The organism is Kitasatospora sp. NPDC056446, assembly GCF_042796115.1.
Classification (GTDB): Bacteria; Actinomycetota; Actinomycetes; order Streptomycetales; family Streptomycetaceae; genus Kitasatospora.
This window is the reverse complement of the sequence record NZ_JBHTRF010000016.1, coordinates 124,958-149,994: the sequence shown is the minus strand read 5'-3', so window position 1 is coordinate 149,994 and position 25,037 is coordinate 124,958. Positions and strand designations below refer to the sequence as shown.

General features: G+C 73.8%; 17 protein-coding genes. 13 read left to right on the top strand and 4 right to left on the bottom strand.

Translation table 11 applies throughout. From position 1 onward, the window contains the following. From ACFQ6N_RS12965 to ACFQ6N_RS12955, 3 genes are all read right to left on the bottom strand, one after another. The coding region (locus ACFQ6N_RS12965; protein WP_380648893.1) for an ALF repeat-containing protein at positions 1-1,041 on the bottom strand (1,041 nt) is incomplete at its 3' end. Between the two features lie 138 nt (positions 1,042-1,179). Then, the gene (locus ACFQ6N_RS12960; protein ID WP_380648892.1) at positions 1,180-3,243 is read right to left on the bottom strand and encodes a trypsin-like serine protease; all 2,064 of its coding nucleotides are present in this window, start codon (positions 3,241-3,243) and stop codon (positions 1,180-1,182) included. A 411-nt stretch (positions 3,244-3,654) separates the two neighbouring features. Further along, positions 3,655-4,566 (bottom strand): serine/threonine-protein kinase, encoded by a 912-nt coding sequence (locus ACFQ6N_RS12955; protein WP_380648891.1) that lies wholly within the window; start codon positions 4,564-4,566, stop codon positions 3,655-3,657. Between the two features lie 168 nt (positions 4,567-4,734). Between ACFQ6N_RS12955 and ACFQ6N_RS12950 the strand changes: the two genes are divergently transcribed. From ACFQ6N_RS12950 to ACFQ6N_RS12940, 3 genes are all read left to right on the top strand, one after another. Further along, a complete protein-coding gene (locus ACFQ6N_RS12950; protein ID WP_380648890.1) occupies positions 4,735-5,073 on the top strand; it encodes a hypothetical protein in 339 nt (112 codons plus the stop codon). A gap of 64 nt (positions 5,074-5,137) precedes the next feature. After that, positions 5,138-5,812, top strand: a complete 675-nt coding sequence (locus ACFQ6N_RS12945) for a hypothetical protein (RefSeq protein ID WP_380648889.1) — start codon at positions 5,138-5,140, stop codon at positions 5,810-5,812. Positions 5,813-5,886: 74 nt separating this feature from the next. Continuing rightward, positions 5,887-7,254, top strand: a complete 1,368-nt coding sequence (locus ACFQ6N_RS12940; RefSeq protein ID WP_380648888.1) for a tetratricopeptide repeat protein — start codon at positions 5,887-5,889, stop codon at positions 7,252-7,254. Here ACFQ6N_RS12940 and ACFQ6N_RS12935 read toward each other — a convergent pair. Continuing rightward, positions 7,241-7,558, bottom strand: a complete 318-nt coding sequence (locus tag ACFQ6N_RS12935) for a hypothetical protein (protein ID WP_380648887.1) — start codon at positions 7,556-7,558, stop codon at positions 7,241-7,243. The two genes, ACFQ6N_RS12940 and ACFQ6N_RS12935, sit on opposite strands and share 14 nt — an antisense overlap. A gap of 28 nt (positions 7,559-7,586) precedes the next feature. On the opposite strand from ACFQ6N_RS12935, the gene ACFQ6N_RS12930 reads away from it, so the two are divergent. From ACFQ6N_RS12930 to ACFQ6N_RS12885, 10 genes are all read left to right on the top strand, one after another. Continuing rightward, complete coding sequence (locus tag ACFQ6N_RS12930) at positions 7,587-11,024, top strand: protein kinase (protein ID WP_380648886.1); 3,438 nt, start codon at positions 7,587-7,589, stop codon at positions 11,022-11,024. Positions 11,025-11,414: 390 nt separating this feature from the next. Further along, complete coding sequence (locus tag ACFQ6N_RS12925) at positions 11,415-12,263, top strand: hypothetical protein (protein WP_380648885.1); 849 nt, start codon at positions 11,415-11,417, stop codon at positions 12,261-12,263. Next, positions 12,260-15,343, top strand: a complete 3,084-nt coding sequence (locus tag ACFQ6N_RS12920; protein WP_380648884.1) for an amino acid adenylation domain-containing protein — start codon at positions 12,260-12,262, stop codon at positions 15,341-15,343. Before ACFQ6N_RS12925 ends, ACFQ6N_RS12920 begins: the two co-directional genes overlap by 4 nt. A gap of 25 nt (positions 15,344-15,368) precedes the next feature. Then, positions 15,369-16,370 (top strand): methyltransferase, encoded by a 1,002-nt coding sequence (locus ACFQ6N_RS12915; protein ID WP_380648883.1) that lies wholly within the window; start codon positions 15,369-15,371, stop codon positions 16,368-16,370. Continuing rightward, the gene (gene fabD, locus ACFQ6N_RS12910; protein WP_380648882.1) at positions 16,370-19,678 is read left to right on the top strand and encodes an ACP S-malonyltransferase; all 3,309 of its coding nucleotides are present in this window, start codon (positions 16,370-16,372) and stop codon (positions 19,676-19,678) included. Before ACFQ6N_RS12915 ends, fabD begins: the two co-directional genes overlap by 1 nt. A gap of 57 nt (positions 19,679-19,735) precedes the next feature. Then, complete coding sequence (locus ACFQ6N_RS12905) at positions 19,736-21,022, top strand: cytochrome P450 (RefSeq protein WP_380648881.1); 1,287 nt, start codon at positions 19,736-19,738, stop codon at positions 21,020-21,022. After that, entirely contained in the window at positions 21,022-22,221 is a 1,200-nt protein-coding gene (locus tag ACFQ6N_RS12900; protein ID WP_380648880.1) for a cytochrome P450, read from the top strand. The genes ACFQ6N_RS12905 and ACFQ6N_RS12900 overlap by 1 nt, the downstream gene beginning before the upstream one ends. A gap of 14 nt (positions 22,222-22,235) precedes the next feature. Next, a complete protein-coding gene (panD, locus tag ACFQ6N_RS12895; protein WP_380648894.1) occupies positions 22,236-22,652 on the top strand; it encodes an aspartate 1-decarboxylase in 417 nt (138 codons plus the stop codon). 31 nt (positions 22,653-22,683) lie between these two features. Next, entirely contained in the window at positions 22,684-23,640 is a 957-nt protein-coding gene (locus ACFQ6N_RS12890; protein WP_380648879.1) for a methyltransferase domain-containing protein, read from the top strand. Between the two features lie 56 nt (positions 23,641-23,696). Continuing rightward, positions 23,697-25,031 (top strand): acyltransferase domain-containing protein, encoded by a 1,335-nt coding sequence (locus ACFQ6N_RS12885; protein WP_380648878.1) that lies wholly within the window; start codon positions 23,697-23,699, stop codon positions 25,029-25,031. The last annotated feature ends 6 nt before the right edge of the window (positions 25,032-25,037 follow it).

Here is a 25,037-nt window from a genome sequence, read left to right as displayed (position 1 = left end):
GGCCTGGGCCGCGCCGGAGGCGGCGCCGGCGGCCGCGGTGGCGGCGGAGGCCGCGATGCGTGCCGCGTTGTTGGCCGCCCGGGCGGCGGAGATGGCGGCCCTGGCGGCGTCGGCGGCCCGCCGGGTGGCCTCGGCCGCGCGGTTCGCCGCGTTGGCGGCCTTGACGGCGTCGTTCTGGGCGGCGGCGGTCTCGGCCGCGGCGGTGGCCGCGGCCTCCTTGGCCAGGCGGGCGGCGCTGATCGCACGCTCGGAGGCGTCCTTGGCCGCTTCGGTTTCCTGCTTCGCCAGTGCCCCGGCCGTCTTGGCCTGGGCGGCGAGTTGTTCGATGCTCGCGTGTTCCTGGTCCCGTGCGCGGGCGATGTGCTGACCGACGTCGAGGAACTCGCGGATGTCGTCGATGGAGCCGCTGAGCGCGAGCGACGCGGCCTGCTGGGTGGCCGGTCCGCCGACGGCTTCGAGCTGGGCGACCCGGATCCGGTCGTCGGCGTCCTGCTGGGCGTACCGGTCCTGTGTCAGGAAGCGGCGCAGGTCGTCGACCGTGCCGTTGAGCGCGGTGTTGCCGGCGGTCTGGACGCCTCTGCCGCCGGCCTCGACGAGTTGGGCGGCACGGACCCGCTGGTCCTGTTCGAGGGGCGCCTTCCAGCCGTCCTTGAGGAAGGTGTGGAGGTCCTGGGGGGTGCCCGCGAGTGCCTTCTCGGTGGCCTGCCGTACGCCACGCCCGCTGATGGTGATGAGTTGCAGCGCGGTCAGCCGGTCGTCGCTCGCTTCGGCGGTGGCACGGTCGGCGGTGAGGAACGCGCGGACCTGGGCGTCGGTGCCGGTCAGGGCGGCTTCGGCGGAGGCCCGGACGGAGGGGCCGCCGGACTGCCAGGACGTCAGCACCTGGGCGCGCTCGGTCGGCGGCGGTACCGGGTTGCCGTCAGCCGCGCCCGGCGGTGCCGTGACGAGTGAGGTGATCAGGAACGCCGGGACGAGGAACTGGCAGGCGGCCCGGATTCTGGGCAGGACCGCCCGTGAGGAACGCTTTTCGTGTAATGGCATGGCCTTTTTTCCTGTGACGGGTGTGCGGATGGCGTGTCATGTCAGCGGCCCGGGTTCCCGGGGTCCGCGTCCGTGCGGGGTGCGAGGGGCCGGCCGTTCCTGGTCGGCCGGCCCCTCGGGAGGAGGGCGTGCCCTGTCTCAGGCGGTGACGGTGATGGGGGCGGTGATGGTGATGGCCGTGGCACCGGAGGCGCCGCCGGGGACCTCGGTCCACGGCGTCCACGTACCGGCGTTGTAGTCGGCGTCGCGGGTGTAGACCTTGGAGTCCTCGTTGACGGCGACGAGGTGGAGGACGTTGCCCTCGGCGACGCTGGAGATGGCCTTCAGGCGGTTGTCGCTGACCTTCTGCCACTGCGGGTCCCAGCGGCCGAGGTCGTAGTGGCCGTAGGTGGTGAACAGGTCGCCGAGGCCGCCGATGATCTGGAGGTCGACGGTGTAGCCGCGGGCGGCGGCGGTGATGCCCTTGACGCCGACGGCGCCGCCGGGGATCTCGGCCCACGGGGTCCAGGTGCCGTCGGGCAGGTTGTCGCGGGTGTAGACCCTGCTGGTGGTGCCGACCGAGTACAGGTGGACCACGTTGTCCGGGGTGGTCGTGCTGCTGAGGTACGTGGCCGTGTTGTCGCCGGTCCTCACCCAGCCCCGCCAGCGGCCGGTGCCGTAGTCGCCGAAGTTGTCGTACACCGCGTCGTCCGAGCCGATGATCTGGAGGCTGACGGTGTTGCCGCGGGCGGTGGCGGTGATGCCCTTGACACCGCCGGCGCCGCCGGGCACCTCGGTCCACGGGGTCCACGTGCCGCCGGCCTTGCCGTCCCGGGTGTAGACCTTGCCGTCGGACCCGGTCACGAAGACGTGCACGGTGTCGCCGACCGAGACGCTGTCCACACCGGTCAGCGCACCGCTGGGGATCTGCGACCAGGAGTTGAGCCAGCCGCCCGCCGTGGAGTCGGAGGCGTTGTCCCACAGCGCGCCGATGTAGTTGACGAGCTGCGCGTGCACGCCGGGCTTGACCTCGGCCGTCCGGCTGCGGACCTGCTTGACCCAGAGGCCGATGTCGTCGACGCGGGTGGCGCCGGCGCCGGTGCGGGTCTCGGCGGCGGGGGTGCCCAGGCAGCCGCCCTGCCAGGAGCGGGTGGCGACGGCGGCCAGCTCGGTCCTGCCGGCGGTGTCGCGCAGCAGCGGTGCTCCGGCGTCGCCCTGGCACAGCGGGGCCTGGCCGGTGGCGGGCGCGGTGTCGATGCCGGTCGGGTTGACGGCGCCGGTGGTGTGGGTGCTGGTGTGGAGCCTGGTGGGCACCCAGTCGGTGGCGGTGCGGCCGTAGCCGGGTATGCGCAGGTTCTGGCCCGCGACGGGTGCGGTGGTGGCGACCGTGGCCGGGGTCACGCCGTCGACGGGGGTCGCGAGGCGGGCCATGACGAGGTCGCGATCGGGGCGCGGGACTATCGCGACGACGTCGGAGACCGTGCCGGTGCCGGTGTTGGCGAGGTCGGTGCGGCCGACGGTGACGGTGGTCCTGTCCTTGGGGGCGCCGGCGGTGACGGTGGACAGGTCGTCGGGGGTGTCGGTGAAGCATCCGGCCGCTGTCAGTACCCAGTAGCGGTCGACGAGTGCGCCGGTGCAGGCCCGCTTGGTGTCGCCGACGGTGACCTTGGCGGTGAACGCCAGCGCGGGGTCGGTGGGTTGCGGGGCGGTCGGGGTGGTGCCGGTGCCGGTGACGCGCAGTTCGAGGAGGGTGGCGGGGTCTCCGGCGGGGGAGGCCTCGCCGAAGCCCTTGGCGGTGTTCCTGGGGACGTCGATGGTCTGGGACTGGTTCTTGGTGGAGAGGCTGGCCTTGACGTCGCGGTCGAAGGTCTGGACCCGGTAGGCGTCGGGGATGTTGACGGCGAGGTAGCCGGTACCGGTGGGGGCGGTGAAGCAGAGCCAGTTGTCGTGGAGGGTGATGCTGCGGGCCCACACCTTGATCTGGCTGGGTCCGGCGCAGTCGGTGACGGTGATGCCGCCGTCGCCCCGGACCACGGTCGCCCCGGTGTCGGCGAGGACCTGCGCGGCGTTGGGGTAACCGAAGCTCTCCACAACGGACTTGGGTGTGTCGGCCGGCGCGCTGCCGGTGGCCGCGGCGGTCGGCGCCGTCAGGCCGGTGACGGATGTCAGGACCACGGTGGCGGCCACGGCGGCGATGCCGCCCGTGCGTGAGTGGTTTCTCATGTCGCTTCCTCGGACAGTGGGATCGGTCGGTCGGGGGCGGTCGGTCGGGGTCGGTCCGCCGTGGGCAGGGCGCCCGCGCGCGTGCGCGCCCGCCGGGGTTCGGTGACGAAGAGGGCACCGAGGGTGACCATCGGTGCCCGTCGTCGGCTGGATGAGGGCATGGGCTTCTTTCGGCGGGCGACCGGACTTCACCGGTCGGTCGCCATGGAACGGCGGCCGGACCGGCCGCTTCGCGGGTCGGTCCGGCCGCCACGGGCCGTGCGGGAGTCAGGGCGGAGATCCGGGGGAGTCGTTCCGGATCTCCCCGCCGGGGTGCCCACTCCGCTTGGAAGCCAAGGTAGTTCAGGCGTCTTGTGGAGAACTTGGCTCAGAGTTGACGGTTCTTGGGTTTCCGTCTCCTGTCCCGGGGGGTCACCAGGCTTCGAGGGCCGTCCGGAAGGCGGCGGCCGTGGGGAAGTGGATGCGCGGGTCGTCGATCAGTGCCTCGTCCACGATCCGGGCGAGTCGTGGCGGCACCGTGGGCATGCGTGCGGCGAGGGGGACGGCGGCGGTGTTCCAGACGGTCAGCCACGGGTCGTGGCCCGCTGCGAAGTCCCTGGGCGTGCGGCCGCTCAGCATGAAGTAGAGGGAGGCCGCCGCTGCCCACACGTCCACGTCGGGTTTGGCGTACTTGAAGTTGACCACCTGCTGGCGGGGCATGAACGCGGGCGTGCCGTTCGACGAGCCGGTGTGCGTCACCCCGCTCGCCCCGGCCAGCTCGTAGGGCTTGGCCAGGCCGAAGTCGGCGATCTTGACGACCGGCGCGGCGGCGCTGCCGGTCAGGAGGAGGTTCTGCGGCTTGACGTCCCGGTGCACCACCCCCCGGACCGCGATCCGTCCGCCGTCGCCGTCCGGGACGGCCAGGGGTGCCGAGTGCGCGTACTGGAGGCCGCCGAGCACGGCCAGGGTCATCGCGACGGCCGCCTCCGGGTCCATCGGCCCGTCGCGCCGCACGAGTTGGTCCAGGCTGCCGAGTGCGCACAGCTCCATCAGCAGGAAGTACCGTCCGTGCACGTAGCCGGACGTGTGGGCACGGACCACGTGGGGGTGTACGAGGGCCTCCGCCGTGCGGAGTTCGCGCAGTACTCGCGCGTCGGCGGCCGGCGTTCCCGGCGCCGTCCCCGTGTCCGGACCCGTGTCCGGGCCCGGTCGCAGGAACTTCACGGCGTAGCGCTCGGCGCTGACCCGGTCGACGGCGAGGTGGACCGTTCCCGTTCCGCCCCGGCCCAGCCGGTCACCGATCGCCCACCGGCCGAAGTCGAGCGAGTGATGCGCGTCGTCCATCGGCGCTCCCCGTGTTCCGTATCCTGACGATACGTCAAGCCCATGATCCCCGATGTCCCGTAGCGTAGGGCGCGGGCCGGTCCGGCCGAGCCGTTCACCGGACAGGACGTGCCGGGCGGTGCGAGGCTGGACCCCGACCCGACGGCCGGCGAGAGGGAGGAGACAAGCATGTCCCAGGATCGATCGGCAGACCCGTTCAGTACCTTCCTCAACTCGACGGGCCGACAGGTCTCGGCAGGTCAGCAGCACATATCGGTGGGCGGCGGGGTATCGGACGCGTCCACCGACGCGGTACCGCCCGTCGCGGTGCGGGTGCTCGTCGAACTGCTCCGCAGGCCGCGCACGCCGCTGGCCGAACTGCGGGTCACCACCGGGCTCACCACGCTGGAGATCGCCGAGGTCGTGTCGATGCTGCTCCGGCTGGGGCTGGTCGAGGCCCGCCGGGACGGTGGCGACGACGAGGTGGAGCTGACGCCCAGGGGCAGGGCGCTGCTCGACTCACGGTGAACCGGTCCCCGGCGGACCGGCCGGGGGCGAAGGCGGAGCAGCGGCGAGACGAGGGGGGCGGAGGGTGCTGGAGTACTGTGCGGCGGGCGGGCTGGGAGGGCTCGTGGGGTCGGCGGAGCTGGCGTCGCGCTACCGCGACCGGCCCTCGGCCCTCCTCGGTGTCACGAGCGCGTGGGTCTACGTCCTCCTGAACGCGGTGGCGAGCGGTGTGGTCCTGTGGCTCGTGCACGTCTTCGACTGGAGGTTCGGGGCCGGCTCCGCCGAGCAGGTCGCGGCGCTGCAGGTGGTCGTCGCCGGGGTCGCGGCCCTGGCGCTGTTCCGCAGTTCGCTGTTCACGGTCCGGGTCGGTGACCAGGAGGTCGGTGTCGGCCCCAACCTCATCCTGACGATGCTGCTGGGGGTGGCCGACCGTGGCGTGGACAGGATGCGGGCCAAGGACCGCTCCCAGCAGGTCACCCGGATCATGCGCGGGGTGACGTTCGTCGAGGCGAGGATCGCCCTGCCGGCCTTCTGCCTGGCGCTGCTGCAGAACCTGCCGGACCAGGAGCAGCACGGGCTGGCCGTGGCCGTGGAGGCGCTGGCCGGCGCCGAGATGACGGATACCCAGAAGTCGTACGCACTCGGCCTGTTGCTGATCAACGTCGTCGGCCCCGAGGTGCTGCAGAGCGCGGTGACCGCCCTGGGCAGGGAGATCAGACGGGCCGCCGATCCCCCGGACGGCACCGGTCACGGGGTGTGAGGGAGGGCCGCCTGTCGTCCGGCGGATCGCAAGGCCGGTGAGCGGGGACCCGGAGACGGCGGAGGAGGAGGACCGTGGGGCTGTTCAAGCGCGGGAAGAAGCAGAAGCAGGGGAAGAAGCAGGAGCAGGCGACGGAGCAGGAGCCCGGGACGGAGCAGCGGAACGACGTGCCGGTACGCCTGGCCGGTGCGTCGCTGGAGGAGACGTTGCGCCAGGCGCCGGTCGGGATCGCGCACGACCAGGCGGAGCGGGCACGGGAGTCCGGTGACGGGCCAGGGGAGGCCCGGGCGCTCGTGTGGGAGGCCCGTGCGCTGCTGGAGGCCGGCCGGGCCGCCGAGGCGCTCACCACCGCGCAGCGGGCCTGCGAAGTCGCCCGCCGTACCGGTGATCCGAGCGTGCGGGCCCGGGCCTTCCTCGTCCTGGGGCAGGCGTCCGCCCGGAACGAGCGGACCCACGACGCCGTCCGCGCGACCGGGACGGCGCTGGAACTGTTCCGCCGTGTCGGGGACCGCGAGCGGGAGGGGGAGGCGCTCGGCAACCTGTCCGTGCACCTCATGGCCGCGGACCGGTACCGGGAGGCGGCCGACCGGGCCCAGGAAGGGCTGGTCCTCGTCGGGCACGATCCGGATCAGCGGTGTGTCGCCATGGCCAACCTGGGCACGGCACTGCTCGGCGCGCGGCGGCACGCCGATGCGGTGCCGGTCCTGCGGGAGGCCGCCGGGGCGTGGCGGCAGCTCCTCGACACCCATCCCGACGCGGACCGCGACGTCCTCCTGTCAGCCGAGGCCACGTCTCTCCAGCGCCTCGGCACCTGCCTCGGCGAACTGGAGCGCTTCGACGAAGCCGTCGCCGCATGGCAGCAGGCCGCGGCGCTCTTCGAGGAGTGCGGCAAGTACCGCGACAAGGCCCGGAACATGTTCGACATCGGTGCCGCCCGGCTGAGCCGGAGCCGCTACGACGAGGCCGCGGACGCCTTCCGGGCGGCCGGCTCGGAGTACGGGGACCAGGACGACCGGCCGGCGGAGCTCGCCGCGCTGCTGAACCTCGGGTACGCCCTCTCGTGCGCCGGCCGCCATCCGGAGTCCGTCGACGCCGCTCGCCGCGCCGTGGAGTCGGCGCGCCTCCTGGGCGATCGGGCCGGCGAGGCGAGGGCGCGGCTCGACGTCGGCAAGGGGTGCGCCATGATCCCCGGGCAGTCCGGGGAGGCGGCCGTCTGCCTGGAGCAGGCGCTGGTGCTCCACCGGGCGCTGGGCGATCTGTCGGGAGAGGCGATGGCCACCTACCTTCTCGGCGCCGTACTCACCGACATGGACCGGGCCGAGGAGGGGGTGGGCCACTCGGAGCGCGCCGCACGGCTCTTCCGTACGTCGGGGAAATCCGACCTTGAGGCCGGTGCCCTGCGCAACCTCGGGATCGGCCGCGCGAAGCTCAACCGCCGTTGACGCCGTGGCGGCGCAGGAAGCGTTCCTCGAAGCCCGTGATGTAGACGGACGGTGTGACGGCGGAGGTGGAGTGTTCCAGTTCGCCGTCGTCGCCGACATAGAAGATCGCCCGGTCGATGCGGATCTCGCCGGGACGGCCCGGCGAGTACACCATCCAGCCGACGTCGAACCGCTGGGCCCGCAGAGTGGAGAGCTGGTAGCCGGTGGTGTCGAACCCGTTGCGGCGGATGTGACGGCGTACCAGGTCGATGGCCTCCTGCTCGGGCAGGCGGGCGAGCGGAGCGGGGTCCTGGGGATCGTGCACTGTCCACCCCTCGTTGTGGAGCGATGAGATGAGCGTGTCCGGTTCGCACGGCCCGCCCGGGAGCGGGCCGCAATGGCGCGTCGGCGAGGTCGTGGACGGCCGCTACCACGTTACAAGCGTGCTCGGCCGCGGCGGCATGGGGGAGGTCTACCTGGTCCGGCACCTCGAATGGGGGACCGACCTCGCGGTGAAGTGCCCGCAGGCGCGGCTGTTCCGGGAGCAGCGGCAGCGCGAGCTGTTCGTCGCCGAGGCGCAGACCTGGGTCTCGCTGGGCCTGCACCCCCATGTCTGCGGGTGCCACTACGTCCAGGAGATCGACGGGGTGCTGCGGGTCTTCGCCGAGTACGTGCCGGGCGGCTCCCTGCACGACCTGATCGACGGGGGCGGCCTCTACCGGGGTGCCCCCGCCGAGGTGACCCTGCGGGTGCTGGACCTCGCGGTCCAGGCGGCGCGCGGCCTGGCGCACGCCCATCGGCGCGGGGTCGCCCATCTCGACGTCAAGCCCGCGAACATCCTGATCGAACGGGACGGGACGGCGAAGATCACCGACTTCGGCCTCGCCCGCGCGAGGGCCGCCCTGGAGGCGCCCGACCCGGGTGCCCCGGGGCGGCCCGGCGCGCAGGGGACGCGCGGCGCGCAGGGGCCGCCCGGCGACCAGGGAGCGCAGTTCACCAACCCGGGGGTGATGACGCGGGGCTACGCCTCGCCGGAGCAGTCGGGCCGGCGCCGTGTCGGTCAGCCCAGTGACGTCTACAGCCTCGCGGTGACGGTGCTGGAGATGTTCCTGCGCGGCCGGACGTGGATGCTGGGCGACGCGGCCCCGGCGGCGCTCGCCGAAGGCCGTGCGGGCGTGCCGGAGGACGTCGCGGCGCTGCTGGAGCACTGTTTCGCCGATGACCCTGGGGCGCGGCCGACGATGGAGGAAGCGGCCTCGGGGCTCGTCGCGATCTACCGGGCGCACTCCGGGAGCCCGTACCCCCGTCCGGAGCCGACACCCGCGAGCCTGCTCGCCGACGAGCTCAACAACCGCGCCCTCTCGCTGCTCGACCTCGGTCGGCAGGCGGAGGCGGACGCGGCCTTCACCCGGGCGCTCGCGGTCGACCCCCGGCACCTGGAGGCCGGCTTCAACCGGAGCGTCCAGCGCTGGCGGCGCGGCGAGATCACCGACCTCGCCGTCCTCGGAGCCGTCGAAGCGGCCCGGTCCGGAGGCGACGACCCGGGGCGCGCCGACTATCTGCTGGCCGGGGTGCACCTGGAGCGCGGCGACCTCGCCTCGGCGACCGCGCTGCTCGGGCGGACCGCCGCCGAACTGCCCGACGCCGCACGGATGCTGCGGGACCTGCCGGATCCCGACCACGCGCCGCCGGCGCCCCGGCTCGACGCACAGTTCTCCAGACTGCCGGCCCGGCTCAGCCCCGACGGGCGCCGGGTGTTGACGGGCAGCGCGGAGGGCGGGCTGCGCCTGTGGGACCTGCCCGGAGCGCGGCTCCTCGCGCGTCTCGTCGCCCCCGACGCCGGGCCGGCGCACAGCGTCGACCTCGGTGCGGACGGGCGCTTCGCCCTGAGCGCCCACGACGGCGTGCTCCGCTACTGGGACCTCGGCCGGCGGCGGTGCGTGGGCACCGTCGCGTCGAACGCGGAGGAACCACGGCTGGCCCTCGACGACAGGGTCGCGGCGTGGGCGCTGCCCGGCGGGGCGATCCGGTTCTGGGACCCGGCCGGGGGCACGCTCTCCGACACCGACGAGGGCCACGCCGAGGGCGCGGACCGCCTGGAGCCGGGCCCCGGCGGCCGGGTGGCGCTCAGCGGCGGGTGGGAGCCCGGGGGTGCGGCGGTGCGGCTGTGGGACCTCGGGACGCGCAGGTGCCTGAGGGTCTTCGCGGAGGGCGACGCGTCGGTGACCGCGCTGCGGTTCGGCCCGGCCGGCCGGCTGGTGGCGGTCGCGCGTTCCGACGCGACGATCGAACTGTGGGACCCCAGGCGGCCCGCCCGGATCCGGGTCCTGCGCAGGGCGGTCGGGGCCCACCTGGCCTTCGACCCGACCGGGCGCTTCCTGCTGTCGGGGGACGAGGCCGACACGGTCCAGCTGTGGGAGGTCGAGAGCGGCCGGCTGCTGCGGACGTTCGACGACGTCGCGCAGGTACTCAGCGGACTGCATCCCACGGCCGGCGCCCGTACGATCCGTGCGGTGACCTCCCGGCGGCGGCAGGAGATGCACGTCACCGTGCTGAGGCCGGGTCTCGGCTACCGGAGCCGGTCGGCCCTCAGCCGTCCGCGCGGCCAACAGGAGCTCACCGAGCTCCGGTCGAGGGTCCGGACGCTGGTCGGGGACGCCCGTCGTGCCGTGGAGTCGGGGGCGTACGGCGCGGCTCTGGAACTGCTCGAAGCGGCGCGCGCCGTCCCGGGGCACCTCCGCGACCCTGAGGTCCTCGACGCCTGGCGCGCGCTCGGCCGGCACACCGGCCGGACCGGGGTGCGCGGGGGCTGGCAGGCGCGGGCCATGACCGGCCATCGGGCGGCGGTCCACTCGGTGGACCTGTCTGCCGACGGCCGGTTCGCGGTCTCCGGCGACCGGGACGGCACGGTCCGGCTGTGGGACACCGCCACCGGCAGGTGCGTCCGGCGCTTCGACGCCCATTCGCCGCACCTGGTCGGCGCGGTGCGCTTCAGCCCGGACGGTTCCACGGTGGCGACCTCCGCGCGCGGCGCGGTGCGACTGTGGCGCACGGACCCGGACTTGGAGCCGGACTCGGACACAGGCACGGACCCAAACCCGGACCCGGACCCGGGCGCGCCGCTGCGCACGCTGCCGGCCTTCGGGCTGCACGACCTGGTGCCCCTCGACTTCACCCCCGACGGCAGGCGGATCCTGGTCGGCGGAGGAGACGGCACGCTCCGGGTGTGGGACCTGGCATCGGGGGAGCCCGTCGCCGACCTGGCCGGCCACCGGGGGGCGGTACTCGATGTGCGCGTCGCCGCCGACGGCCGCCGCGCGGTGTCGGCCGGCGCCGACCGGACCGTGCGGATCTGGGACCTCGACCGGGGCGTGTGCGCGGACGTGTTCGCCGGCCACGGCGGGGCGGTCTGCTCGGTCGCCCTCGGCCCGGACGGCCGCACGGCGGTCTCCCACGCGGGCCCCTTCAAGGGCGAGATCCAGGCATGGGCCCTGGCCTCCCCGTCGGGGGCACGGAGGTACGCCGAGCCCCCGGACGGCACGATCGGTGTCCGGTTCCTCGGCGACGGCCGGTTCGCCCTCTCGGCGGCCGGTACGGGCTCGCTGACGGTCTGGGACACGGCGGAGGGCACCCGGGTCCGGGCGGTCCGGGCCGGGCCGTCCGCGTCGGCCACGGCGTTCGCGGTCAGCGCGGACGGCGACTTCGCGCTGACCGGCGGGGGTGACGTCGTCCGGCTCTGGCACCTCGACTGGGAGCTTCGGGACGGGGAGCCCCGGGACGGGCTTTCGTGACACGCCCCGGCCCGCGGCGTGCCAGGAAGACTTTCGGACAGTTCTCGGTGGCGTGATGCCGCCCCGTGTGGGCTGTCAGGGCAGTGTCAGGGGTGGTGATCCACCGGGCTTTCCGCCGATTCCCGGGAATGTGCATGCATTATCGGCCGGGGAATGTTTGGCGCTCCGACCCACTGGGTAAAGGCGATCTCACCGCGCCTGTCCGAAAGCTTCCCCCCTGGCCAAAAACCGCGCCAGGCGCATCGCGATCAGCTGTGATTGGGCTTGATCGATTGATGTGGACAGGCTGATCAGGTGGGATCTAGTATCCGGGGTGGCCCGGGCCGGTGAGGTCCCGTCAGGACCGTGAAAATTCCCGGCAACCCATTGTTGACAATCGGGGGAGTCAATATGCCCAATCCTGCCGTGTGGAACGTCGTCTTCGATGCCGGAAGTGACGCCGATATCGTGCTCGCCGCCGATTTCCCGGTGACCGGCCGCAACGAGGGCGGGTTCGCCGAGCTGGCACCCGGTCTGAATCCGGACTACTCGCTCTGGCAGACGATCGCGCCGGTCCGCGCCCCCGAGGTGGGCGCCTCGCCGGACGAGTACCTGGAGGCCTGGCTCTCCGAGGTCGAGGCGTCCGGCCGTACGGTCCGGGGCGTCATGGGCTACTGCGCGGGCTCGGTGTTCGCCGGCGCCCTGGCCGAGAAGGTCGCCGAGCGCCAGTCCGTCGCCCCCGAGGTGATCGTGTTCGACCCCGAGCTGGTCGACGTGCCCACCGCCCACCTCCAGTTCGGGCGGGTGGTCGGCAACATGACGAGCATCCTGACGCCCGAGGAGATCACCAGCCTGTCCGGGACGGCGGAACTGCTCGCCGCCAAGCCCGGCATCGAGCCGGCCGAGTTCGCGGCCGAGCTGTACTCGGTGTTCAAGCCGCTCGGCACGACGGCCCTGCTGCGGGCCGGGCTGGCCGAGGACTACGCCGACGAACTGGTCGCCATGGTCGGCTCGTTCATGGCCTACCTCTGCGCCGCCGCCGGCCTGGACCCGCGGCCGGGCTGGGCGCGCGCCACGGTGGTCACCTCCGCGAGCGAGCGCAGCGGCCTGAACCGGATGCGCACCACGCCGGGCGTGGCACCCATCGTCATCGCGGACGAGCGCCGCTTCGAGGTCGAGCACCGCGACCTCCTGCGCACCCCCGCCGTCGCCGAGACCGTGGCCGGCCTGCTGACCGCCCGCCCGGAGGGCGGCGCGTGAGCCCCGAGATACCGGGCGGGGCCGTTCGCGCGTCCCGCAAGGAGACCACCCTCTGGCTGCTCGACGAGCTCGTCCCGGGCAGCGGCGCCAACAACCTGTCGCTCGGCTTACGGGTGCACGGCCGCCTCGACGCCGCCGCCGCGGCGAAGGCGGGCCGGCTCCTGCTGGAGCGCTTCGAGGTGCTGCGGACGGTCTTCCACCGCAAGGACGCCGAGCTCACCAAGTCCGTCCCCGCCTCGTTGGCCGTGGACCTGGAGGAGGCCGACCTCGGCGAGGGCGACGAACTCGCCGCCCTGACCGCCTTCGTCGCCCGCCCCTTCCTCGCGGACGGCAGCCCGCTCGTGCGGGCCCTGCTGCTGCACGGCCCGGACCACGACGTGTACTGCCTGGCCCTGCACCACGCCGTGTCGGACGTCCAGTCCACGGCGATCCTGCGGGCCGAGTTCGTCACGCTGTACGAGGCGGTGCTCGCCGGCGGGCACCCCGAGCCCGTCGAGGTTCCCGCCTGGCACGAGCCGGAGCCGACGGAGAAGAGCCGCCGGTACTGGGCCGAGAGCATGGCCGGGTTCCGCGCCTCCGGGCTGGAGCTGTGGTGCGAGCGCGCCGAGCAGCCGGTCACCACGCTGCGGGGCGACGAGGTCACCCACGAACTGTCGCCCGAGGCCCACGCGGTGGTGCGCCGCCTGCAGCGCGAGCTGCGGGCCCCGGAGTCGGTGGTCCTGCTCACCGCCTACGCCGTGCTCCTGGCCACCCACGGCGCCGGACCGGACCTGACCATCGGGTCGCCGGTGAACTCCCGCACCCGGGAGGCGATGAACGCGGTCGGCTACCACAGCAACCTCGTCACGCTGCGCCTGCTGCTCGACCGGGAGGCCGGGTTCCGCGACCTCGTCGCACTGGCCCGTCGCACCTTCCTGGAGGCGATGGCCCACCAGGACGTGTCCGCCGACGAATTGCTCGACGTCGTCGAGCGGGACGGTTCCGGCTGGCGTAATGTCTTGTTCAAGCATGTTTTCAACTACGTTCCCTACGTGGAGGACCAGCGTGCCTTCACGATTGCCGGAACCGAGGCCGAACTCGTCGTCGTCGAGAACGGTTTCAGTCAGTTCGACCTCGAATTCTTCGTCTCCTCCAACAAGGACAAGGCCACCGTCCGCGCGGCGTTCTACACCGGTGTGCTGGATCGCTCCGACGTCGAACTGATGGTCAGCCGCTATGACGCGCTGCTGGTCGCGGTGGGCGCCGAACCGGACGCGCCGATCGCCTCGCTGCCGACCTGGTCGGCGCGGGACCACGCGGTCATCGACGCCGCCAACGCGACCGACCGCGCCGTCGAACCGCCGTCGGTGCTCGCGGGCTTCGCCCGGCGCGCCGCCGCCGAGCCGAAGGCCCTGGCGGTCCGGGACGGCGACAGCGCGGTGACGTACGGGGCGCTGTGGTCGGCCGCCGTCGACACGGCCGCCCGGCTGACGGAGGCCGGCGTGCGGCGCGGGGACGTCGTCGCCCTGCTGCTGCCGCGCGGCGCGGCCCTCGCGGCCGCGGTGTTCGGCACCTGGCTCGCGGGCGCGGCCTACCTGCCGCTCGACCCGAACCACCCCCAGGAGCGGCTGGCCCACCAGCTCGACGACGCCGGTGCCCGCACCGTGATCGTCGGCGCCGGCATCACCGCGCCGGCCGGCCCCCGGGCGGTGGCCGCGCCCGACTGCGCCACCGCCCCCCAGGTCCCGGTCGACCCGGCCGCCGTGGCCGTCGGACCCGAGGACCTGGCCTACCTGATCTACACCTCCGGCTCGACCGGCCGGCCCAAGGGCATCCCGATCCCGCACCGCAGCCTGGTCAACCACATCGTCGACTACGCCGAACGGTTCGGCGTGGCCGGCTCCCCCCGGCCGACCGGCTGGCTGAGCACCTACAGCTTCGACACCTCCTCGCTCGAACTGATGATGCCGCTGCTGCACGGCGGCCACACCGTGGTGCTCCCCGACGAGGCGCGCACCGACGGCGCCCTGCTGGCGGCGGCCGTCACCGCCCACGACATCGGCTTCCTGCAAGCCACCCCGACCACCTGGCGGCTGGTCGTCCGGGAGGCCGCCGACCTGACGGCCGGCCGGACCATCCTGACCGGCGGCGAGCCGCTGCCCGCCGAGCTGGCCGACACGCTGCTCGCGGCCGGCGCCGACCTCTGGAACGTCTACGGGCCGACCGAGAGCACGATCTGGGCGACGGCCGGCCGGATGACCGCCGACCGCACCGGCCGGGTCGACGTCGGCGCGCCGATCGCCAACACCCGGGTCTTCATCGCCGACCCGCACGGCCGGCCGCTGCCGATCGGCCTGCGCGGCGAACTCTGCGTGGCCGGGACCGGCGTCGCCGAGGGCTACCACCGGCGGCCCGAGCTGACCGGCGAGCGCTTCGGCGAGAACGCCGAGTACGGCCGCTTCCACCGCTCCGGCGACGTCGCCTGCTGGCGGCCGGACGGCCGGATCGACCTGTACGGCCGGACCGACCGCCAGGTCAAGCTGCGCGGCAACCGCGTGGAGCTGGCCGAGGTGGAGGCCGTGCTGGTCGGCCACCCCGACGTCGAGGCGGCCGCCGTGGTCGTCGTCGGCGACCCCGGGGCGGACGGCTCGCTGGCCGCGTTCGTCCGGGTGCCGCACCGGCCCGAGGCCGTCGACGAGCTCTGGGACCACGCGCACAAGCTGCTCCCGCGCTCGGTGATCCCGCACCGGTTCGTCGCCGTCGACGCGTTCCCGCGCACCGGCAGCGACAAGGTCGACTACCTGACCCTCGCCGCCCTCGCGGCCAAGGAGCAGGCCCAGGGCCCGGCCGCCGCCGCCGGCCCCGCCACCGCGGCGGACGACGAGCTGACCGCGACGATCACCGGCCTCTTCGCCGAACTGCTGGAACGCCAGGACCTCCACGCCGGAGCGAACTTCTTCGCCAACGGCGGCCACTCGCTGCTGGCGGTCGTGCTCGCCCAGCGGATCCGGGACCTCACCGGCGTCCGGCTCGCCCTGACCGACATGTTCGAGAACCCGACCCCCTCCGCGCTGGTCGACCGGCTGCGCCGGACCGCCTGACCGGATTTCGAAGGAGCCACACCCCATGGAGATCCTCAAGCTGGCCGTCAGCGGCTGGTTCGCCCGCGCGCTGGCCGTCGCCGCCCGGCTGGAGATAGCGGACATCCTCGACGGCGGGTCGATGACCTCCGCCGAGCTGGCCAAGCGCACCGAGACCGACCCCGACGTGCTGTACCGCCTGCTCCAGATGCTCACCGTTCCGGGCATCCTGGAGCGGGACGGCGAGAAGTTCAGGCTCGGCGAGGAGTGGGCGTCGCTGCGCGCCGACCACCCGTTCACCCAGCGCCACTTCGCGATCCTCTCCGCCGAGCTGTACGACGACGCCTTCGGCGGCCTGATGCACACCGTCAAGACCGGCCGCTCCGGCTTCGAGAAGGTGTTCGGGGAGTCGCTGTACGGGTACCTGGAGACCCACCCCGAGACCGCCGAGCTGTTCGACCAGGGCATGGTGGACCTGGCCGCGCCGGTCGCCCACTGCCTGGTCCAGCAGCACGACTTCGCCGGCCTCTCGACCGTCGTCGACGTCGGCGGCGGCAGCGGCGGCCTGCTCCCCGGCATCCTCGCGGCCAACCCCGGGCTCAAGGGCGTCGTCGCCGACCGGGCCAGCGTCTGCAGCCGCGGCACGGCCGCCCTCGGCCGGGTCCGCGACCAGGAGGTGCTCGACCGGATCAGCTACGTGCCGAGCGACTTCTTCGCCTCCGTCCCCGCCGGGGCCGACCGCTACCTGCTGAAGAACGTGCTGCACGACTGGACCTACGACAACTGCGTGCGCATCCTGCGGACCATCGCCACCGCGATGGCCGAGAGCCCGGCCGGCGCGCGGCTGCTCGTGCTGGAGCCGCTGGTGGAGAACGACATCGACGGCTGGCGCGCGATGTTCCAGGCGGTGGCGTGCGACGAGGGCACCCTCGGCCTGGACGAGCCGGCGATGCGCCGGGCCCTGGAGGAGGGCGGCTTCACCGTCGAGTCGGTGACCCAGCTGCCCACCGGCCACAAGGTCCTCGAAGCCGCCCCGCGCGCTTCCTGATGCTCACGCCGGTCTTCCTGTTCGCGGGTCAGGGCTCCCAGTACCACGGCATGGGCAAGTGGCTCTACGGGGCCGACGCCGTGTTCCGGGACACCCTCGACTCGCTGGACGCCGTCGTCCGCGACACCCGGGGCGACTCCGTGGTCGCCGCCATCCACGGCGGCGGCCACGGGCCCGAACGGCCGATGACCCGGCTGTCGTTGACCCAGCCGGCCATCTTCATGGTCGAGTACGCCCTGGCGCGGATGCTGCGCTCGTACGGCTTCGAGCCCGGGGCGGTGCTCGGCGCCAGCCTGGGCGAGGTGGCGGCGGCCGCGGTGGCCGGCGTCCTCGACCCCGAGGAGTGCCTGGCCTCCCTGCTGCGGCAGGTCGAGCTCTTCGAGGCCGAGTGCCCCCGCGGGGGAATGCTCGCGGTGCTCGCCGACGTCGGCCTCGCCCGGCGGGACCCGGCCCTCGCCGGGACGCACGTGGCCGCGGTGAACTCGCCGGAGAACTTCGTCCTCGCCGGGACGGCCGCCGAACTCGACCGCGTCGAGCGCCACTTGCAGGCCTCCGGCACGCTCTGCCAGCGGCTGCCCGTCCTCTACCCCTTCCACTCGCCGCTCATCGACCCGATGGAGGGCGCCTTCAAGGACCTGGTCGGCTCGCTGACCACCAGTCCCGCGACGACGCCGCTGATCTCCGGCACCACCGGGACGGCCGTGCAGATGCTCGACCCGAGCCACCTGTGGCGGGTCCTGCGCGACCCGTTCGACCTGACGAAGGCGCTCGACCCGCTGCTGGCCCGCGACGACCTGCTCTTCCTGGACCTCGGGCCGTCCGGGTCGATGGCCAACCTGGTGCGCGCGGCCCTGCCGAAGGGCAGCACGTCCCGGGTCATGGCGCTGCTCTCCCCGTACGCCCGCGAGGAGGCGCTCTACCGGGCCGTGCTCGACGCGCGCCCGACCCTCGCCGCCCCCACACCACGAACCGAGGTGACACCCGTGACCGCTCCGACGGCAGTGACCGCCAGACCCGCCGTCGATCCGAGGACGCTCGACGTCTGGGTCTTCCCCGGGCAGGGAGCGCAGGCCAAGGGCATGGGCCGGGAGGTGTTCGACCGGTTCCCCGACCTGGTGGCCCGCGCCGACGCCGTGCTCGGCTACTCCGTCCGCGAACTGTGCCTGGAGGACCCGGGCCGCAACCTGCGCGACACCCGCTACACCCAGCCCGCGCTGTACGTCGTCAACGCGCTCACCTGGCTGGCGGCCGTCCAGGAGGGCGGCCGGCTGCCCGACTACGTCCTCGGCCACAGCCTCGGCGAGTTCGTCGCCCTGTTCGCCGCCGGGGTCTACGACTTCGAGACCGGGCTGCGGCTGGTCGCCGAGCGCGGCCGGCTGATGGGCGAGGTGACCGGCGGCACCATGGCCGCGGTCTCCGGCGTCGACGCCGGGCTCGTCCGGCAGGTGCTCCGGGACCACGCCCTCGACGAACTCGACCTCGCCAACGACAACGCGCCCACCCAGACGGTGATCGCCGGACCGGTGGAGGCCGTCAACCGGGCGCTGCCGCTGCTGAAGGAGGCGGGCGCCCGCTGCGCGCCCCTCAACGTCAGCGCGCCGTTCCACAGCCGCTACATGGCGCGGGCCGCCGAGGAGTTCGGGCGGCTGCTCGACGCCACCGACTTCGCCGCGCCCAAGATCCCGGTGATCGGCAACGTCGAGGCCAGGCCCTACCGGGCGGGCGAGGTGGCCGACACGCTCCGCCGGCAGATCGTCTCGCCGGTCCGCTGGACGGACAGCGTCCGGCTGCTGATGGGGCTGGGCGAGTTCACCGTGCGGGAGCTCGGCCCCGGGAAGGTGCTGACGAAGCTCGTCGACCGCATCCGGGCCGAGGCCACCCCGCTCCCGGCCGCCGAGCTCCCCGGCGCGCAGCCCCCGGCCGCCCTGGCGCCGGCCGCCCAGCCCGCAGCCGTCCAGTCCCCGGCCGCCCAGCCCGCAGCCGCCCGGCTCCCGGCCGTCCGGCACCCCGGGGACCTGGGGTCGGAGGCCTTCCGCCGCGACTACGGCGTCCGCCTCGCCTACGCGGCGGGCGGGATGCGCCTCGGCATCGGCTCGGTGGAGCTGGTCGCCCGGATGGCGAAGGCGGGCCTGCTCTCCTTCTTCGGCGCCGCCGGACTCCCCGCGGCCGAGGTGGGCACGGCGGTGGCCCGGATCCGGGCCACCGCCCCGGCCGGCGCGCCGTTCGGCGTCAACGTCACGCACGACCCGTTCGACCCGGGAGCGGAGGACGAGCTGGTCGACGTGCTGATCCGGCACGACGTCCGGTTCGTCGAGGCCGCGACGCACGTCGAGGTGACGCCCGCCCTGGTGCGGCACCGCCTCACCGGCGCCCGGGTGCTGCCCGACGGCACCGTCCACGTGCCCCGCAAGCTGCTGGCCAAGGTGACCCGCCCGGACGCGGCACGGCTGTTCCTCTCGCCGCCGCCCGCCGCGCTCGCCCGGCAGCTGGTGGCCGAGGGACTGCTCACCGCGGAGGAGGCGGCGGCCGGCGAGCGCGTCGCGCTGGCGGACGACGTCTGCGCGGTCGGCGACGCCGGCGACCACTCGGACCTGGCCGCCCTGTGGGCGCTGCTGCCCTCGCTGCGCCGGCTGCGCTCGGAGCTCGGGGGAGTCGCACAGGCGGTGCGGATCGGGGCCGGCGGCGGCATCGGCGCACCGGAGTCGGTGGCGGCGGCCTTCGTCCTCGGCGCCGACTTCGTCCTCACCGGCTCGGTCAACCTGTGCACGGCCGAGAGCGGGATCAGCCCGGCGGCCAAGGACCTGCTGCAGCAGGCCGACGTGCACGACACGGCGTTCGCGCCGTACGGCGGCCTGTTCGAACTCGGGGGCCGCGCGCGGGTGTTCCGCCGCGGCGTGCTGTTCCACGCCAGGGCGACCAAGCTCTACGACCTGTGGCGCAACCACGACTCCTGGGACGCCGTCCCCGCCGCGGTGCGCGCCAAGGTGGAGCGCGACTACCTCGGCGCCCCGTTCGACGAGGTGTACGCCCGGCTCGGCCGCGCCGCCGAACCCGGGACCGACCCCAAGCGCCGGATGGCGCTGGTCTTCCGCTGGTACTGCGCGCAGGCGAGCGCCTGGGCCATCGAGGGCGCGCCGGACCGGGTCGCCGACTACCAGATCCCCTGCGGCCCGGCCCTGGGCGCGTGCAACCGCTGGCTGGCGCACACTCCGCTGCGCGACTGGCGGGACCGCCACGCCGACGAACTGGCCGACCGCCTGATGGTCGAGGCCGCCGCCGTCGGCACCGGCGCCGACCAGGCCGCCTGACCCGTCGCGCCGCCCCGGCCCGACTGAACCATGTGAACGAGGAGCGAGGCTGACCCCATGACCGACACCGCCGTGCCCGAGCACCCGCACGACGCCGGCGAGACCGCCGGGACGCGCTGCCCCTACCCGCTCGACAGCGAGTTCGACCTGTCCGACCCGGCGTTCATCACCGACCCCGAGGCGGGCGAGCGCTGGCTCTCGGCCCCCCGGCCGGTCTGCCGCGGCAAGTTCGCCGACGGCAGCGACATCTGGGTGGTCACCGGCTTCCAGGACGTCAAGAACGTCCTGGGGGAGCCGACCTTCCGCAGCCGCCCGCCGGGCGACTCGCACCGGGAGAGCATGCTCAGCCGGGGCGTCCCCGAGGACATCGTCGACATGTTCGACTCGACGCTGCTGACCATGGACGGCGCCGACCACATGCGGGTGCGCCGGCTCGTCACCCGGGCGCTGTCCGCGCGCCGGATGCAGGCGCTGTCCCCGGCGATCACCCGCGTGGCCGAGGGCCTGCTGGACGACCTCGCGGCCACGCCCGAGCCCGACCTGATCGCGCACTACGCCCACCCGCTGGCCATCATCGTCATCTGCGAACTGCTCGGCGTGGACGAGGAGTACCGCGAGCAGTGGCGGGAGTGGAGCGAGACGCTGGCCCAGGCCCTGCGCCCCAACCCCGAGCAGTTCGCCCCGGCCGTGCGCGGCATGGCCGCGGTGACACGGAAGCTGATCGACGCCCGCCGGGCCGAGCCCAGGGACGACCTGATCTCCGAGCTCGTCGAGGCGCAGGAGGACGACAGCGAGCGGCTCAACGACGACGAGCTGGTGGCGCTGGCCATGGTCCTGGTGCAGGCCGGCCACGAGACCGTGCGCAACCTGATCGCGCTCGGCGCCCTCACCCTCCTCCAGCACCCCGACCAGCTGCGGCTGCTGAAGGAGAACCCCGCCATCGGCGACCGCGCGGTGGCCGAACTGGTGCGCCACACCGCGCCGGTGAAGCACACCTTCCGCCGCTTCGCCACCGAGCCGGTGACGATCGGCGAGGTGACGGTGCAGCCCGGCGAGGCCGTCCAGGTGGTGCTGGCGGCCGCGAACCGCGACCCGGAGGAGTTCGCGGACCCGGCGCGGCTGGACCTCACCCGCGAGCACAACCCGCACCTGGGCTTCGGCCGCGGCGCCCACTACTGCCTGGGGGGCAGCCTCGCCCTGATCGAGGGTGAGATCGCCCTGACCAGCCTGTTCAACCGGTTCCCCGACCTGCGGCCGGCCGTCGACCCGGCGGAGATCGCGCCGCGCTACCTGCTCGCCATGCAACGGTTCCCGGTGCTCCTGTCACCGGAGGAAGAGAAGTGATGAGCGACGCCATCCCCACCGTCGACGGCCTGCCGATGCGCCGAGGCCGTTGTCCCTTCGACCCGGCCGAGGGGCTCGCGGAGCTGCGCGCCGAGCACCCCGTCGCCCGGATGGTGTTCCCGGACGGGCACACCGGCTGGCTGGTCACCGGCTACGACGAGGTCCGCCGACTGCTGACGGAGCGCCGGATGAGCTCGCGCGGGGACCTCCTGCGCACGCCCATCCCGCTGCCGATGGCCGGGGCCCGGATGGAGATCCCCGCGGGCATGTTCACCGCCCTGGACCCGCCGGAGCACACCCGCTACCGGCGCCAGGTCGCCTCGTGGTTCTCGGCCCGTCGCACCCAGACGATGGAACCGTGGATGACCGAGCTGGTGGAGAGCCGCCTCGACGCGATGATCGCCCGAGGCGGGCCGGTCGACCTGGTCGAGGCGTTCGCCGAGCCGGTGGCCTCCGCCGCGATCTGCGAACTGCTCGGCGTGCCGGTCGACCAGCGCGAGGAGTTCGGCAAGGCCGTCCAGGCGCTGTTCACCGTGCACTCCAGCGCCGAGGAGGCGATCGCGGGCTGGCAGGGCATCGGCGCCCAGCTGGTGCGGCTGATCCAGACGAAGCGCGCCGAGCCGGCCGACGACCTGATCGGCACGCTCGTCGCCGGGGGCGACCTCACCGACGAGGAACTCGCCACGATCGGCAGCGTGCTGCTCGTCGCCGGCTACGACACCAGCCTCAACATGATCGGCCTGGGGACCTTCGCGCTGCTGGAGAACCCGGAGCAGTACGCCGCGCTGGCCGCGGACCGGTCGCTGGCCCCGAAGGCCGTCGAGGAACTGCTGCGCTACCTGAACATCGTCCACGGCGGCTCCATCCGCGCGGCCGGCGAGGACCTGGAGTTCGACGGCCACCGGATGGCCGCCGGCGACGCGGTCTCGCTGTCGCTCGGCGCGGCCAACCGCGACCCCGCGCTCTGCGCCGACCCGGACCGGCTCGACATCACCCGGGAGCCGGTGCCGCACCTGGCCTTCGGGTACGGCATCCACCAGTGCGTCGGGCAGCAGCTGGCCCGGCTGGAGCTGCGGGTCGCCTTCGAACGCCTGGCAGCGCGACTGCCGGAACTGCGCCTCGCCGTCCCGGCCGAGGAGATCCGCACCCGCGCCGAGATGATCATCTACGGTGTCCACGAGCTGCCGGTGACCTGGTGAACGGGGAGACCATGCTGTTCCGCGAAATGCTCAAGTCCAAGATCCACCGCGCGACGGTGCGCCAGGCGGACCTGCACTACGTCGGCTCGATCACCATCGACGCCACCCTGATGAAGGCCGCGAACCTCTGGCCCGGCGAGAAGGTCGACGTCGTCGACGTCGACAACGGCGCCCGCCTGAGCACCTACGTCATCGAGGGCGAGGCCGACAGCGGGATCATCGGCATCAACGGTGCCGCCGCCCGGCTCATCAGCCCCGGCGACACGGTCATCATCATCGCCTACGCCTCCATGAGCGAGGAGCACGCCCGCTCCTACGAGCCCAGCGTCGTCTTCGTCGACCAGGACAACCGGCCCCTCGCGACCGGCAGTGACCCGGCCGACGTGCCCGAGGGCTTCGGCCTGGTCCGCGGCGACAGCGTCAGCGCGTGACCGCCCCCAACACGTCTCCCGGAGACCGCACATGACCGCCACTCCCGAGATCATGACCGCCTTCACCAGCGGCCTCAAGGACATCAACCTCGACGAGGCCGGCGCCCCCCGGCCGGGCCAGAAGGCCGCCGGCATGAAGTCGGCCAGCGCCACCATCTACGACATGGCCGCCACCCTCTCCGGCGGGGGCGACCTGTGGAACTGGGGCATGTACGACGCCCGGCTCGTCGAGGAGATCCGGGCCCTGGTGCCCGGGTTCGGCGAGTGGACCGACGGGTTCAGCGAGCAGCTGTACTTCCTCGCCCTGCGCGACCTCCCGGGCGGGCTCGACGAGCTCGCCGGCCGGGACGTCCTGGAGGTCGGCTGCGGCATGGGGGAGGGCCTGAACTTCCTGTCCAGGATCGTCCCCGAGGCCCGGATGACCGGTCTCGACCTGTCGCCCCGGGCGATCGCCCGCGGCACCGCGACCCTCGCCCGGGGCAGCGCCCTGCGGTTCGTCCACGGCGACGCCGAGGACCTGCCGTTCGAGGACGCCTCGGTGGACGTGCTCGTCAACATCGAGAGCTCGCACACCTACCCCGACCTCGGCAAGTTCCTGCGCGAGGCCGCGCGGGTGCTGCGCCCGGGCGGACACCTCAGCCACATCGACGTGTTCACCCGCCAGCGCTACGCGGCCATGGGCAAGACGGCCGCGGAGATCGACGAGCTGGAGTGGACCACCGACCACGACATCTCCGCCGAGGTCCGGGCGGCGGTGCGGCGGCGGATGGCCCAGGGCAGCCACTTCCGCAAGAAGCTGGAGCGCCAGCGGCTCAACCCGCTGATGCGCCAGATCGTGGCGCACAGCCAGATCCTGATGTTCGGCGGGATGTTCGCCGGCTACCAGCCCAACTCCACGATCCGCGCGCTCAGCCGGATCGGCGTGGTGCCGTGGATGAGCGGCCTGCCGATGGAGAGCTACCGCCACCAGGTCGCCGTCCGCCGATGACACCCGGCGGGGCGCCGGCTCCCGGCGCCCCGCCGGCCGGAGCGAGAGAGGGAGACGTGAACGCACGACTGTTCGCCGTCGCCGCCGACACCGAGGACGGGCTCCGGGCGGCGCTGCTCGCCCACCGGGACCGGGTCCGGGCCGGGCGCGACCTGCCCCCGCTGGCCCACTACTGCCGGGACGCCGCGGCCGGCCCGGAAGGCCCGTACCGGGCCGCCTTCGCCGTGGAGTCGTACGAGGAACTCTCCTCGCAGCTGGAGGAGTCGATCGCGGCGGCCGCCGGGAGCACCTTCCCGGCGGCCGCCGTCCGGCCTCCCGGGCTGGTGTTCGTCTTCGCCGGCCAGGGCGCCCAGTGGCACGGCATGGGGCGTGAACTGCTCGCCACCGAACCGGTGTTCCGGGAGGCCCTGCACCGCTGCGACCGGGAGGTCCGCGAGTTCGCCGGGTTCTCCGTGGTGGAGCAGCTCGGCCTGGAGGACGCCACCGGGTCCAGGATGGGCGAGATCGACGTCCTTCAGCCGACCATGGTGTCCCTGCAGATCGCCCTGGTGGCGCTGTGGCGCAGCTGGGGCGTGGTGCCGGACGCGGTGGTCGGCCACAGCATGGGGGAGATCGCCGCCGCGCACACCGCCGGCGCGCTGTCCCTGCGGGACGCCCTGACGATCGCCTGCCGGCGCAGCGCGCTGCTGTGCCGGATCGTGGGCAAGGGGGCGCTCGCCATCACCGAGCTCCCGCCCGCCGAGGCCCAGGCGGTGGCCGCGGCCAGCGGCGGCCGGATCAGCGTCGCCGGGGAGAACAGCCCCCGCTCGACGGTGCTGGCCGGTGACGCGGACTCGCTCGCCGCACTGGTCGAGGACCTGGAGCGGCGGGACGTCTACTGCCGGGTGATCAAGGGCACGGTCGCCTCGCACAGCCACTACGTCGACGAGCTGCGGGAGGACCTCCGGGCGGCCCTGGGCTCGCTGCGGCCGGGCCCGACCCGGGTGCCGATGTACTCGACGGTGACGGCCGAGCCGGTGCCGGGGACGGAACTCGGCGCGGCCTACTGGATGCGCAACCTGCGGGAGCCGGTTCGGCTCGCCGCCGCGGTGGACCGCCTGCACGAGGCCGGCCACGAGGTGTTCGTCGAGGTCAGCGCCCACCCGGTGCTGCTCAGTCCGATCCGGCAGACGCTGGAGCACGGCGAGCGGACCGGCCGGCTGCTGCCCTCGGGGCGTCGGCGGGTCGAGCGCCGCTCGGTGCTCGACGCGCTGGGCGCGCTGTACTGCGCCGGGTTCCGGGTGGACCTGGCGGCGCTGCACCCCTCCCGCGCCGCGGCACCGGGGCTGACTCCGTACCAGGAGGCCGTGCTGGACGCGGTGCGCCGGCCGAGGGTGGCCGTCGGGGTCTGAGAGCGA

Bases quoted from the DNA above. Each gene is read 5' to 3' on its own strand.
- ACFQ6N_RS12890 (WP_380648879.1), top strand. From the start codon at position 22,684: ATGACCGCCACTCCCGAGATCATGACCGCCTTCACCAGCGGCCTCAAG.
- ACFQ6N_RS12915 (WP_380648883.1), top strand. From the start codon at position 15,369: ATGGAGATCCTCAAGCTGGCCGTCAGCGGCTGGTTCGCCCGCGCGCTG.
- ACFQ6N_RS12905 (WP_380648881.1), top strand. From the start codon at position 19,736: ATGACCGACACCGCCGTGCCCGAGCACCCGCACGACGCCGGCGAGACC.
- ACFQ6N_RS12960 (WP_380648892.1), bottom strand. From the start codon at position 3,243: ATGAGAAACCACTCACGCACGGGCGGCATCGCCGCCGTGGCCGCCACC.
- ACFQ6N_RS12925 (WP_380648885.1), top strand. From the start codon at position 11,415: ATGCCCAATCCTGCCGTGTGGAACGTCGTCTTCGATGCCGGAAGTGAC.
- ACFQ6N_RS12950 (WP_380648890.1), top strand. From the start codon at position 4,735: ATGTCCCAGGATCGATCGGCAGACCCGTTCAGTACCTTCCTCAACTCG.
- ACFQ6N_RS12930 (WP_380648886.1), top strand. From the start codon at position 7,587: ATGAGCGTGTCCGGTTCGCACGGCCCGCCCGGGAGCGGGCCGCAATGG.
- ACFQ6N_RS12955 (WP_380648891.1), bottom strand. From the start codon at position 4,566: ATGGACGACGCGCATCACTCGCTCGACTTCGGCCGGTGGGCGATCGGT.
- ACFQ6N_RS12900 (WP_380648880.1), top strand. From the start codon at position 21,022: ATGAGCGACGCCATCCCCACCGTCGACGGCCTGCCGATGCGCCGAGGC.
- fabD (WP_380648882.1), top strand. From the start codon at position 16,370: ATGCTCACGCCGGTCTTCCTGTTCGCGGGTCAGGGCTCCCAGTACCAC.